At 48.9% G+C, this 12,713-nt stretch carries 13 protein-coding genes; 1 reads left to right on the top strand and 12 read right to left on the bottom strand.

The window, feature by feature from the left end:
• Positions 1 to 29 precede the first annotated feature (29 nt).
• The 12 genes from EYO21_04205 to EYO21_04150 all read right to left on the bottom strand — a co-directional run bounded on the left by EYO21_04205 (position 30) and on the right by EYO21_04150 (position 11,864).
• Positions 30 to 320, bottom strand: a complete 291-nt coding sequence (locus EYO21_04205) for a co-chaperone GroES (GenBank protein HIB03013.1) — start codon at positions 318 to 320, stop codon at positions 30 to 32.
• Positions 321 to 481: 161 nt separating this feature from the next.
• Positions 482 to 1,765, bottom strand: coding sequence for an adenosylhomocysteinase (locus tag EYO21_04200; protein ID HIB03012.1), 1,284 nt, complete (start codon positions 1,763 to 1,765; stop codon positions 482 to 484).
• Positions 1,762 to 2,295, bottom strand: a complete 534-nt coding sequence (locus tag EYO21_04195; GenBank protein ID HIB03011.1) for a dUTP diphosphatase — start codon at positions 2,293 to 2,295, stop codon at positions 1,762 to 1,764. Before EYO21_04195 ends, EYO21_04200 begins: the two co-directional genes overlap by 4 nt.
• Entirely contained in the window at positions 2,201 to 3,520 is a 1,320-nt protein-coding gene (locus EYO21_04190) for an amino acid permease (protein ID HIB03010.1), read from the bottom strand. Before EYO21_04190 ends, EYO21_04195 begins: the two co-directional genes overlap by 95 nt.
• 15 nt (positions 3,521 to 3,535) lie before the next feature.
• Positions 3,536 to 3,907 carry a DUF423 domain-containing protein gene (locus EYO21_04185; GenBank protein ID HIB03009.1) on the bottom strand — a complete coding sequence of 124 codons (372 nt, stop codon included), beginning with the start codon at positions 3,905 to 3,907 and terminating at the stop codon, positions 3,536 to 3,538.
• A 45-nt stretch (positions 3,908 to 3,952) separates the two neighbouring features.
• Entirely contained in the window at positions 3,953 to 4,987 is a 1,035-nt protein-coding gene (locus tag EYO21_04180; protein ID HIB03008.1) for a mechanosensitive ion channel family protein, read from the bottom strand.
• Between the two features lie 40 nt (positions 4,988 to 5,027).
• Complete coding sequence (locus EYO21_04175) at positions 5,028 to 5,975, bottom strand: toxin-antitoxin system YwqK family antitoxin (protein ID HIB03007.1); 948 nt, start codon at positions 5,973 to 5,975, stop codon at positions 5,028 to 5,030.
• A 12-nt stretch (positions 5,976 to 5,987) separates the two neighbouring features.
• Complete coding sequence (locus tag EYO21_04170; GenBank protein HIB03006.1) at positions 5,988 to 7,106, bottom strand: aminotransferase class I/II-fold pyridoxal phosphate-dependent enzyme; 1,119 nt, start codon at positions 7,104 to 7,106, stop codon at positions 5,988 to 5,990.
• Between the two features lie 315 nt (positions 7,107 to 7,421).
• Positions 7,422 to 7,856 (bottom strand): hypothetical protein, encoded by a 435-nt coding sequence (locus EYO21_04165; protein ID HIB03005.1) that lies wholly within the window; start codon positions 7,854 to 7,856, stop codon positions 7,422 to 7,424.
• Positions 7,853 to 8,968 carry a flavodoxin-dependent (E)-4-hydroxy-3-methylbut-2-enyl-diphosphate synthase gene (gene ispG, locus EYO21_04160; protein ID HIB03004.1) on the bottom strand — a complete coding sequence of 372 codons (1,116 nt, stop codon included), beginning with the start codon at positions 8,966 to 8,968 and terminating at the stop codon, positions 7,853 to 7,855. The genes EYO21_04165 and ispG overlap by 4 nt, the downstream gene beginning before the upstream one ends.
• Positions 8,969 to 9,016: 48 nt before the next feature.
• Positions 9,017 to 10,141, bottom strand: a complete 1,125-nt coding sequence (locus tag EYO21_04155) for a hypothetical protein (protein HIB03003.1) — start codon at positions 10,139 to 10,141, stop codon at positions 9,017 to 9,019.
• A 40-nt stretch (positions 10,142 to 10,181) separates the two neighbouring features.
• Entirely contained in the window at positions 10,182 to 11,864 is a 1,683-nt protein-coding gene (locus tag EYO21_04150; GenBank protein ID HIB03002.1) for a tetratricopeptide repeat protein, read from the bottom strand.
• A gap of 80 nt (positions 11,865 to 11,944) precedes the next feature.
• On the opposite strand from EYO21_04150, the gene EYO21_04145 reads away from it, so the two are divergent.
• Positions 11,945 to 12,568, top strand: coding sequence for a hypothetical protein (locus tag EYO21_04145; GenBank protein HIB03001.1), 624 nt, complete (start codon positions 11,945 to 11,947; stop codon positions 12,566 to 12,568).
• Positions 12,569 to 12,713 lie beyond the last annotated feature (145 nt).

The following is a 12,713-nucleotide window of genomic DNA, read 5'->3' as shown; positions in this document are numbered from 1 at the left end:
TTTTATTCTCCTAATTAAATAGTTTCTTCTTAAAGGACAGCGAGAATATCACTCTCGCGCATGATCGAGTACTCAGTACCGTCAATAGTTACCTCCGTCCCGGAATACTTACCGTAGAGGACATTGTCCCCTTTCTTGACGGTCGGCTCAACCAGTGTGCCGGCGTCACTAACTTTTCCAGGGCCAACGGCAACCACTTTCCCCTGCTGAGGTTTTTCCTGAGCAGTGTCTGGAAGGATAATTCCACCTGCTGAAACATCTTCAACCTCGCCAGGCTCGATAACGACTCTGTCAGCCAGAGGCTTAATTTTTAGTGCCATTTCTTGTTGTCTCCTATACCTTGTGTTAACTGTCGCTCAATCAACTCGATTTGAGCAAACAAAATTATCACTCTTTTTGAAAGAGTGCTAACAATTTTTTTTAATTCTATATAAAGTGCCAAAATTATACAGTTGGACTGATTAACAGAGGATTGGAACTACTACGTACCCTCTTCCCAGGCAGATACGTAATCTACCTGTTGAGGGGTAGGCTTTTGAAGAAAGATCCCTTGAGCAGTTAAGGCCAATCTCGCTACTTCTTCATCGAGGTCTGATGGAACATCATAAACTTCCGCCGCGAGACTTTCTCCGTTCTTAGCAAGATACTCCACACAAAGGGCCTGGACAGCAAAACTACCATCCATGATCTCGATGGGGTGACCGTGCCCCGAGGGGCGGGCCAGGTTCACTAGCCGCCCCTCAGAGAGAAGCATGACACTTTTCCCGTTTTTCAGCCGGTAGCGGACCAGATTAGGCATAATCTCTTTTGATTCCTTGCTCATCGCCTGCAAAGAATCAACATCAATCTCGTTATTAAAATGACCCGCATTGGCGAGAATAACATTCTCTTTCATTTCCTTAAAATGATGTTTGGATACAACATGCTTATTTCCGGTAGCTGTGATGAAAATGTCACCGATTAATGCCGCCTCTTCCATGGACATGACCCAATTCCCATCGTAGAGGGCTTCCAGTCCTCTGTGATAACCGGACTGCCCCTGCTGGTTCAGAGAGGCGGCTGTCTCAACCACAACCACCCTTGCACCCATGCCCCTAAGCCGCATGGCTACGCCCCGGCCTACCCAGCCGTAGCCCACCACTACTACTGTCTTCCCGGCGATGAGCATATTGGTGGCGGAAGCGATGGCATCAATAACGCTCTGGCCACTACCGTACCGGTTATCAAAAAGATATTTTGAGTAGGCGTTGTTCACCGCAATGACGGGTACCTTCAGCTCTCCGTCCTTGCTCATGGCTTTCAGCCGGATAACACCAGTAGTGGTTTCTTCACATCCACCAATGATATCGTTTAGCATGGCAGGATACTTGGAATGGAGCATAAAGATGAGATCGCCGCCATCATCTACGGTAATTTTCGGCACTGATCGGATAACGGACTCGAGACAGCTGTAATACTCCTCTTTACTCTGGCCCGACCAACCGAATATGTCCATCTCCTGCGACAGGGCCGCCGCCACAGCATCATGGGTTGTGAGAGGATTACAGGAACTTGCCGAAATTTCGGCACCGCCAGCCTGAAGCGTCTGAAGCAGAACACCAGTTTTCTGCTCAAGGTGCATGGCAACTCCGACGGACAGCCCCGTAAGCGGTTTCTCCTTCTCGTATCTCTTCCGAATGCTGGCCAGGATGGGCATATTTTCACCTGCCCAACCGAGAGCCCGCCGGCCCTCTCCCTCCAGTGATTTATCTTTTATTTTACTCATGAACCTGTACTCCCGAAACCACCATCGCCGCGGGACGATTCGCTCAATTCGCTCACGATCTCGATCTCCAGCGGTGCTCCGTCCATGGCGACAACCTGGAATAATCTCTGACCAGCTTCCACGGTGTATGCTTGTTCACTAATGTTATCACAAAAGGCGATAAGTTCCCCTCTGTAGCCGCCATCAATAAGTCCTATTGAATTTGCCAGTCTGAGTGGTGTTTTGGAAATGCTTGACCTCGGCATCAGAAGATAGGGCCGACCCCCTTCCATTTCACACGCCACCTGCAGATGGATCGGCGTCGTCTCGCGGCCACCTATAGTCACCTCATTCGGCGCAAACAGATCAAGGCCGGCATCACCAGGATGGAAGTGGCTGTGATCTGTATAAAGAGATGAGATAGAAGCGTTAAACGGCTTTATCTTAAGTTTCACTTTAATCCTTGGTCCGCTTCCAGAGGTAGTATACACCAGTCCCCACAGCCAAGAAGCCGAGGCCCCAAGCCGGCAGGATCGAGTCTTGCGAAAGATGAAACTGAATCACACCCCATGAAACGAATAATGCGCAGCCAATGTAGGCAACGGGAACAAGTGGAAACAAGGGTGTTCTGTACCTGTTCTCACTTCCTTTCCCCCGACCGATTTTCAGCATGGTGGAAATAGATAGAGCGGAGAAAAGTATCATGACGACGGCGGTGGTGTCCACAAGGTCGCTGATACTCTTGAATGCGTAGAGCATAACGATGCACCACGCAGCCTGGACCATGAGGGCGTTAACCGGTGTATTGAACCTTGGGTGCCGCTTTGCGGTGAAACGGAAGAAGACTTCATGGTCACCCATGGCCTGGATCACCCGAGCTCCCGCCGTCTGAATGGTGATGGAGAGAGAACTGATAACACTTACAAAGATGAGGATTGTAAGATAGATGGACCACTCCTCAGCCGCCACCGCTTCAAGCGCCCGCAGCGGCACCATCTCCTCGTTCCGCATCGCTTCAATACCTACCGCCTTGAGAAAACCTAATTGAACGATCACGTAGATGACGGTGGTGATGAGCGTCCCTCCGATAAGGGCAAACGGCAGTGTCTTCCTCGGGTTGTGAATCTCCCCAGCAATGTAGCCCGCCACATTCCACCCCGTATAGGCAAAAAAGATGGGGATCAGCGCTCTCGACAAACCGATAAGAGGACTGCCATCGTTAGAGCTCGCTTGCACGGCGGGGGGCAGTGATGACGTTTTCGTGAACAGGATGATTGATAGGAGAATCACTCCACCGATCTTCGCCACCGTGAGAATGGACTGAAACCGGGAGCCGATGGTGATTCTGAGGCAGTGGAGCCCGGAAAAGAAAATCACCAGCACAGATGCAAGTGCAGGTACTGAAAGTGGAACTCCGGGCAAAAATTCCTTCAAGTACTTTCCACCGAAAACAGCCAGGATGGCAATAGACCCTGTCTCAAATATCATGAGGCTCATCCAGCCATACAGAAACGCCGGATAGACGCCGTAAATTTTTTTTAGATAAAGGAAATCACCGCCGATCTCGGGGAATTCTGTGGAAAGTTCGGCAATGGCAAGCGCACCGAGGATGGCCATGATCCCTCCTACAACCCACGCTACAACAAGCCAAGTTCCATCAAGAACAGGCGCGGCGGCATACCCCGACAGGAGAAAGACCGAAGAGCCGATCATGTTCCCCGCCACCATGTTGGTGGCATCGAATGTTCTGACAACACGTTTAGGTGAATTTGACATAATCTTTCGGAGTACCTATCCGCGGTAAGCGGCCACCGCCAGGGCGGCCCACCCCGCCAAAAAACATAGGCCGCCGAAAGGTGTCACTACCCCTAAGGAAGTCACACCGGTAAATACCATAAGGTAAATAGAGCCGGAAAAGAGAACAACACCGGTTGCAAACAGCCGGCCGGACCATTCAAGGAGAGGTGATGAAACAGTGTTGGCCAAAACGCCTACTAGAATCAGCGCTAGAGCGTGATATATCTGATAACGGGCAGCAGTCTCAAATGATGACAGCGTATCGACAGTCACTTTCGATTTGAGTCCGTGGGCGCCAAAAGCACCCAAGGCAACAGCGAGAAAACCGAAAACAGCACCGGTGACGATCCAGGCCGAAGGTTTCACTGGAATAAAGGAAAGTTTGTCAACCCGAGGTAGGGTGAGTCCGGCTTATTCCCCGTTTCGCTGGTAAACAGTCCGAATGGGGAACGGAATCTCGATCCCTTCTTCCTTGAACCGTTTGTGAAGCTGCTTGATGAACTGATGGGTCACTGCCCACTGGCCACTGTAATCATTGGAGCCTATGGAAACCCTGAAGTCGATACTGGACTCACCGAAATTGATAAAAATGATGCTCGGCTCAAAGTTCTTGTCGGCCCCCTCCACCTTGGATTTGACCTCATCGGCCACCTCCAGCACCACCCGCTCCACATGATCCAGATCGCTGTCGTAGCTGACGCCGCAGGCGATCCTTGCAACCAGGAGCTTCACAGGCACATCATAGTTGGTCATAATTGCTGTAGAGAGTTTGGAGTTAGGAATCACAACTGTATTGTTTCGGCGATCCTGAATAATGGTGTTCCGCCAGGTAATGTTCTTAACCGTCCCTTTGTGTAAGGTGTCCAGCTCCACCAGATCACCTGGTATCACCTTTCTGGAAAGTAATATATGCAGCCCGGCAAACAGGTCAGACAGCGTATCTTTCAGCGCAAGTGCTATGGCTAGACCTCCCACACCCAAGGCTGTGAGCACCGGCGTAACGGAAATTCCCAGAGTTTGGAAAATGACCAGCAGGCCAACAGTAATAATCAAAATCCGAGTTAGGTTGGAGAACAAGGTGGTGGATGGAAAAGCATCATTGCTTTCAGCAAAGATTTCCAGTAAACCTACCGCCATCCGCGACAGTACAAGAGTAATAGACAACACAAACAGGATCATTATCACCATCTGAATTGTTCCCAACAGTTCTTCACCAAAGGATAAACGGTTCACTGCCAGGTATACACCACCGATCAAAAACCACAGTATAATGGAGGACTCTACAGCATCCATGACCAGGTCGTCACCTTTCCAGGTTGTCTTTTCAGCGACTTTCTTAAGACGGTTGTGGATATAGGTTTTGAATATCCACCCAGCCAAGACAGAACCAAGAACAAAACTAAGTGCAATCAGAGGGTCTTTGTAAGATTGAAGATCGAAGGGCATGAGTTGTTACCGGACCGAATTTACAATTGTGATAAATTCTCTAAGAAGGAATCTTTGGTTCTTTCTTACGTGACCAAATAGGTTCACCTTTCACACTAACCGTCTCATGTTTGAAACTACTCTTCTTGTCGTAAACCCGCTCATAAATGATTCTGTTTCGGACGTAGAACTGTACCACTGAAAGCTGACCATTCTGGTGCCACTGCAGTTCAGCACCGTGCTTTTTATCACCGATAAAATCTGCCTCAATTTGCCGATTCCCGTTTTTAAACCGCATCCTGTGAATCGTATGCTTTTCATGAAGAGGCTCGCTGATACGCCGTCCATGACGGTCCCATTCCAGTAACCACTCCTTTTTTCCGTCGCGGAAAGCAGTGACTGAGTTGAGTTCACCGGAATCTTGCCATTTGATGAGAATGTGGGGTATATCATCAATGTATATCTCGTTTGACACTATCTTCCCTTTTGGAGTCCATTCGGAAAAAGTGCCGTTTTTCTTCCCATTCTCATACTCCGTAAGACTCGCAACCACACCACTTGAATACCAAGTCACATGGACACCGTTCAGATCATTATTAGCATATTCACTCAAGGATCGAAGTGTTTTGTCGTCATACCAAATTCGCCAGGTCCCTACCCGCAACCCACTTTTGTAGATCTGTTCAAAAAGAAGAACACCGTTGGCGTGCCAGGCCCGGGACTTTCCATCAAGCAGGCTGTCTTTATAGACACGAATCGTATCCCGGCTGCCCTGCTCTCCCAACCATTGCCACTTCCCATGAGGAACCCCCTTTTTAAATGGCCTCATTACACTAACTTGTCCGTTCTCGTGGTATGATGTCATCTTCACCACTGTAGAATCTCCTTTGGCCACTTTTGAGAGTACTTCAGTCCGCTGGCCGGCCACTTCTACGTTGGTAAGATTGTTTCCACCAGAACAGCCAATAATCAACAGGCTGATATAAATGAAAGAGAGACGAATCATCACAGTTGGAATTTGTTACTTCAGAAACTCATTAAGGGCGTCCCCCACTCTCGACATGGCCTTCTCAAATCCGCTGGAATGCCCAAAACCGATCCGTATGAAACCTTCGGCGTTGAAACTGTAGTTTCCCGATGGAACAAGGACAGAATAGTCCTCCGCCAGTTTCAGACAGAAATCATCTGTATTGACACTGCCAGTAAATTTAGGAAAGGTGACGGGACCACCCTTAGGCTTCACCCAGTCAAAAATGCCGTTCCTCTCCCCCATCCACTGTTTAAGATAGGTATAGTTCTTATCCAAAATTGTCTGATTGCGCCTGATAACCTTATCCCTGTTTCGGTGGGCAACTGCAGCGATCTTCTGCTCAATAACCGGAGCTGTGACAGTGGTATAGAACCGTATGTGCCTCAACGCCTCAAGGACCTCCTCAGGCGCCGCGATCCACCCCACCCTGAGGCCACTCAAGCCGAACGACTTAGACATGGAGCCGGTAGAGATTGTACCGGAGTCAATATCCCGAATGGACGGCGTCACCGGCCCTCCATCAACGGTGATCCCCCGGAACACTTCGTCAACCCAGAGCTGAATACCGTGCCCCTGTGAAAACTGGACCAGGCGCTGAAGATCGTCCCTCAGCATAATCTGTCCAGTCGGATTGTTCGGATTATTTACAATGATCAGTTTTGTTGTGTCATCCACCAATTCCTTCAGTTCATCAAAATTCGGTTCAAATCCGTTCTCGTGTCTCAAATGCCAGTGACGTATCTCTGCGCCGTTGTCCTTCGCCAACTGGTAAAGCGCCGGGTACATGGGGAACATGGCTACCATTGAGTCGCCTGACGAAAGAATGGATTCGATGAGTAGGAATATGGCCTCTGTGCTGGACGATGTTATGTAGATATTTTCCGGAGATCCATTATTATACCACGTGGAAATGGCCTCCCTCAGTTCGTCACTGCCCGGCCCCGGTGTGGCGCCGAGAGACGACCCGGCGAAATCGACTGTTTCGTCCGTAATTTTACACAACTCCTCCATGGTCATTCCGGCACAACTGCTGGATCCAAGAAGATGATCCACCTCGAACTCATACCGCTCAAACCACTCTTCAAGTTTAAATACAGAATATTTCGTCACTGTTTACCCCTCAGTTCAACCATAACTATCAATCCAAATTTCCGTATTGGATTGCCTACACCCTCCTTGGAAATGTTATCTCACAAGAGGTACCATTTTTCTGATTTGCTTCCCTAACTTTCTAAGAACAAGAAAAAAACCCTCTCAACGCAAGATACGGTAAGATAAGATAGAGAACGCTATCTCTGATCAAATAGAACATGAAAAATGCAATTAAAACCACCCAACCCCGCTTCCTGATAAGTAGTTTGAATCCTCCTTCGCGAAAGATATCCCGCCACTCACTGACCAGGTTGGGGATAAAATTACGAAAGTTCAATTCGGTTTCTTTTTCTCTCTGCCCAAGAGGCTTTCGTATTTCTCAAGCAGCGTCTGCTCCTTCATCTGGGAACGATCATAGGCATACTCAAGCGCCTCCGGAAAGGGCCTTTCGTGGCCCTCGGGCTGTGAGTAGAAATCGTCAACCCATCCCACAAACTTCATCACATCAGTGGTGTCCAGAAGATCGAAGATATTGTAGGACATTTCAGCCCTGTTTTCGTAATACCATTTCGTGAAATCACCGCGGCCTTTCTCGTTGATGAGAGATTTATGTGTGTCGTACACTTGGGTAAGGTAAGCAAATAGATAAATTTCTTTCTCATCCGGTCGGAGTGTTTTCCAATAGAGCGGAACGGGCGAATAGTCTGCCTGAGCAGCGGCCAGCGACAGCATGGTGAGTGTAATGACAAGTATCCTGAGTCTTTTCATTCTTCTACCTCCGCTGGGCCCTTTTTTGAGGCTGACGTTCCGTTTTCTTCGTTCTCAATCATAGTTAATAGTTTGTTAATGGCTTCATCTTCATCCACACGGCCGATTTTTTCTCCATCCTTGTACAAGAGACCGCCACCTTTACCAAAAGCAATGCCCATGTCGGCATGTGTCGCTTCACCAGGACCGTTAACAGCACAACCCATAAGTGCCAGTGACATTGGCTTTTTGACGTGGGACAGCTTTTCTTCCATCTCACCTGTAATCTTGAACAGGTCCACTTCCAGCCGCCCGCAGGTGGGACAGGCGATTATGGTAACACCCCGGCTAGCAAGACCGAGCGATTTCAGAGTCTCAAAACCGACCTTCACTTCCTCCACAGGATCTTCGGTGAGACTCACACGGATAGTGTCACCGATCCCTTGGTGAAGAAGTGTACCAAGACCGATGGCAGACTTGATACTGCCACTCTTCGCCGGCCCTGCCTCTGTTACTCCTAGATGGAGGGGATAGTCAAATTTCTTAGAAAAAAGTTTATACGATTCGATCATGAGCCTTACATCGGAAGCCTTCAATGAAACGATGATGTCGTCAAAATCAAACTCCCGACAAATGTTGATATGCCTCTCGGCGCTTTCAACCATGGCTATGGCAGTGGGATATCCGTATTTTTCCAGCAAATTACTCTCTAGGCTGCCGGCATTCACACCGATGCGGATGGGGAGACCCGCTTCTTTCACTTTGGTGAGCACCGCCTCAACCCTTTCACGATTTCCTATATTCCCGGGGTTGATACGGATCTTGTCGGCACCACCGTCAACAGCCAAGATGGCCATCTGATAGTTAAAATGGATATCAGCCACCAGCGGCACACTCATACGTTTCTTGTATTCAGGAAGCGCCATTGCGGAAGCCTCATCGGGAACGGTAACGCGGATGATCTGGCACCCCGCCTCCTCCAACCGCTCAATCTCCTTCAGTGTGGCCTGGATGTCATCAGTCTTTGTGGTGGTCATGGACTGAACAGAGACGGGTGCGCCGCCTCCCACAGCCACATCCCCCACCATCACCTGACGGGTTTCTCTTCGCTTTATCGGTTTTGTCGATTCCATCGTGACAGAAAAATTAGGCTTTCTCCCGCCTAAAAACCAGCGAATTGGCTATTCTACCCTCGGAGCAAAAGGGCGACGGAGATATTCTCTCGCTTCGGCCATGGCGGCTGTGTAGTTGTCCAGCCTTACTGCCGACCGATAGTCCCTAACGGCCAGACTTCTGTCGCCGCGCATGTCATGGATCTTGCCTCGGAGCAGATAACCAAAACCCAACGGAGTATCCAGTTCAGTGTTGAATTCATCTATGGACTGGGTCACCATTTTCATGGCCCGGTCGGTGTCCCCCCTGTAAAAAGAGAGCAGGGCGTCCTGGTACTTCAGCGTCGGTAGCCAACCTTTAATCGAAAGAGGCGGCAATATCTCTGCCATTTCAGTGGTCAGCCTGAGATTGGCCTCAGCATCGTCCAGCCTGTTAAGCCGGATGAGACTCTCCGTGTAGAGATGCTGGTTGTAAATACTTTTTGGCAGGCGCTCCACCAATTGCTGAGAAATGGTCAGCGCATTATCAAAATCCTGATCCATCCAGAGATAAACAAAAACAAGGATCTGGGAAGCCTCGATCCATGCAAATTCACCTTTGTCAGCTGTGATGGTCATATGTTCAATCCCCAGTGCTTTATCGGCTTCAATCCCTATCAATCCCGCGAAAAACCGAACAAAGCCGGACATTTCCCCGGCGTAAAAGTTGAGAATTCCCATAGGGAAATAGGTGTCCCAAAGCTCTCGGTTTTCATTGTGAACTGCCCGGATACCGCTATATCCTTTGATCCCTTCCCTCACCACACTAATCCACTCCTTCTTCCCAAGATGAACCCGCGCCTTCAGCCCTTTCGCAGCCGCCGCATAAAGCCGGTATTCCGGCTCTTCAGGATACTGTTCTACATAACCATCATAGACAGGAATGATCTTCTCTAGAGATGCTGAAAGGGTATCGTAACTGGCTTCAATACCGTCGTAGGCTTGGGCTCTCAGCCATTTTGATACGGCCCAAGTGAAATGGACAGTGGGATGCTCGGGATGACGCTCTCTCACTTCAGACAGTATCGATACAGACTTATTAAATTCGTAATTATAGAAAGCATAGATCCCCTCCCACAAGCGGTCATTTCCTGGGCGGTCGGCGGCGACAGAGACAGTAAAAAGCGCGAAGATGAAAATCTTTTTTATACGCAACCGTAAAGAAGAAATCTGGATAATTTAAGATGAGGTGAGTCTATTCAGAAGACCGGTTCGCCAACAAGAGCCACCCTTTTGCGGCGTTGTCGTCAGAACGGATTGAGAGGCTCTTCTCCCACGCTGCCACAGCCATCTGTTTTTCACCCATATACCAGTAAGTGGCACCGAGACCATTGAAAACATCTAAATCTGACGGCACGATTTCCATGGCGTCCTGGTAGGCTCTCAGTGATAATCGATACATACCGTTCTCCCGGTAAAATTCTCCGGCAGTTTTAAGAGCGTTCACGAGCCATGCAGAACTATTGGGATTGACAGAGAGGGCATTAGCGAAGGCACGACGGCTCAAATCTGTGAATCCCGTCCTGTCATATTCCAAGCTCATGATGTAGTAAACCTCCGGCAGAAACATGCGGACTTCCTGATGGTTGGGGGTGTAGCCGAGCATCTCCTCCCATGCTGAAGCAGCTTTGCCCCACTCAAATGCACGGTAGTAACTGAGTCCGTGCTTATATCTGAGCGAAACGTTCATGGGATCTCTAGGCAGTACGCCTTCATAAGTAATGGCGGCGTAAAGATAGTTTCCCTGACTGAAGTAGAGGTCTCCCAAAGCGACCCCTCCTCTGGGGTCCGATTGATCAATGGTCATGCTCTGCTTGTAAGTTTTCTTGGCCGATTCCAGATCACCTGTCGCCTCATGGGCCTGGCCTTTCATAAAAACAAGGGACGCGCTTTGCGAGAAACGGCTTGAATTTTCACCGGCGAGCCTAAGCACCTCTGCATAGTCCCCTTTATCCAGGTTAGCACGGACATCCTTCAGGAGTTTCGCCGGTCCGTTGGGTTGCTTCTGAGATACTTCCTGCATGAGGTCCTTAGCCATGGACTTTGTTGCAGATTTTCCGCTATAACGGGATAGTGCCTCAATAGTAGGTCTATGATTCGGATCCAGTTGAAGAGCTTCACGAAAAGCAAACCGTGCGTTGTTGGTCTGCCCCGTATGAGTATAGAGTGAACCTAAGAAAAAATGATGGTCCGCATCGCTCGGCTCCGAAGCAATCAGCCTGAGATAGATATCTTTTGCATCACTGAAGCGACCTTCAGTTTCATACTGAAGAGCTAGGTCCCGCTGGGCTCTTCTGTCTTCAGGTCTGTCAACAGCGGCTGTCTTAATTATCTCCAAACGCTGGCGGTGTACCTCTTCGGTGGAACGAGTATCCAGAGGCTTCAGTGCCATCCTGGCACTTCTCATCTTACGAGTGGATGTGTCCATATGGTTCGTCAGTTTATAAATATTATCAGAAAGCTTGTATGGGCTCTTCGGCTTGGGGATGGGTGTCGATGCAACCAATGTCTTTGGTTTGGACGCCGTTTTCTTCTTGGAAGCCGCCACCACGGGAGTCAGTTTCTTTATATAGTTCTGTGTCGTTTTGGAAGGAGCAAGTTTGTGTGCTTTTTGAAAATCGCTGAGAGCACCTGCATAGTTCTTCTGTTTAATCCGCTGCTTCCCCCTACCGATATATTTCTTGGCCTGAGCAGCCTGTGCCGACTGATTCGAAGAACCGGATTTTTTACTGCTCGATTTCTTTGGGGAACTCTTCTTCTTTCTCGTCTGTTTCTTCTGTACGGCTGCGGCCGGACCAGCAAAGACAGGTTCAGGTAAACTGCTAACAATAAATGACAGCGCCAGAAAAAAACTAGTATTTCGGATAGTTTTATTCAATGCAAAGACCTCTTACGCAAATATACAATGTTCGCTCAATATTTGGCTTAATGTTTTTATATTCAGCCCAAGAGACCACAATGCGTTTCCAATTCAGGAGATTAATACCATGCCTTATATTGTTTTTCTCCGTCTTTCTTCATGGAGAAATCAGGGTTGAAGGGATCAGTATCGAAGAGAAAACCAATGGTACTCTTATATCCATACATCTCAATGATCATCTCCCCAAGGATCAAATCTCTGGGTGGTTCAAGGAGACAGGGTGGTTCTATGTGACTCTGCATGGTGTAACAGTAGACACAAACCGGGTCTGGCCTTTTACCCGGACGGGCGCCGTCACCGGTTTTGAAATACACCAAGTGGCTGAATCAGCACAGCTGAATTTCCGCCTGAGGCAACAGGTGGAAAATTTTGAAATTGTTTCCACTCTTGAAGGAAAAGTGAATCTGACTCTTCGCCTGCCTCTGGCCGAATCGGCGACGGCCATTGCGAAAGCTGGTGACCAGCCGTCAGCTCAGGAAGTCACAGTGAGACCGCCGGAGGAGCTGACATGGCGGGCGGCTGTACCCTACTCCCTCATATTCCTGGGAGTGGGTCTTGCGGCAAAAGGTTCACTCCGATCTGAGGATGAAGCGATGGGTACCGGTGTACTTATGATCCTGGCAGGATGGCTCCTGAACTCAAAGGTCAATAGTCAGGACTGAAATGACTGACCACTTAAACTATTTCGCACTTTTCTATGTGGCGGGCATCATTGTATTTGGACTTCTTATGCGTATTCGGTACCGAAGTAAAAGAGACAAGAACCTACAGGAGTCGGAAGAAAAGAAGCGGGTGTATGATGCCATG

This window comes from Candidatus Neomarinimicrobiota bacterium (genome assembly GCA_012964825.1).
Classification (GTDB): domain Bacteria; phylum Fidelibacterota; class Marinisomatia; order Marinisomatales; family S15-B10; genus UBA2125.
The sequence above is the reverse complement of the archived record's forward strand: the minus strand, read 5'-3'. Positions and strand labels throughout refer to the sequence as shown.

Bases quoted from the DNA above. Each gene is read 5' to 3' on its own strand.
- EYO21_04205 (HIB03013.1), bottom strand. From the start codon at position 320: ATGGCACTAAAAATTAAGCCTCTGGCTGACAGAGTCGTTATCGAGCCT.
- EYO21_04200 (HIB03012.1), bottom strand. From the start codon at position 1,765: ATGAGTAAAATAAAAGATAAATCACTGGAGGGAGAGGGCCGGCGGGCT.
- EYO21_04190 (HIB03010.1), bottom strand. From the start codon at position 3,520: ATGTCAAATTCACCTAAACGTGTTGTCAGAACATTCGATGCCACCAAC.
- EYO21_04180 (HIB03008.1), bottom strand. From the start codon at position 4,987: ATGCCCTTCGATCTTCAATCTTACAAAGACCCTCTGATTGCACTTAGT.
- EYO21_04165 (HIB03005.1), bottom strand. From the start codon at position 7,856: ATGAAAAGACTCAGGATACTTGTCATTACACTCACCATGCTGTCGCTG.
- ispG (HIB03004.1), bottom strand. From the start codon at position 8,968: ATGGAATCGACAAAACCGATAAAGCGAAGAGAAACCCGTCAGGTGATG.
- EYO21_04145 (HIB03001.1), top strand. From the start codon at position 11,945: ATGCGTTTCCAATTCAGGAGATTAATACCATGCCTTATATTGTTTTTC.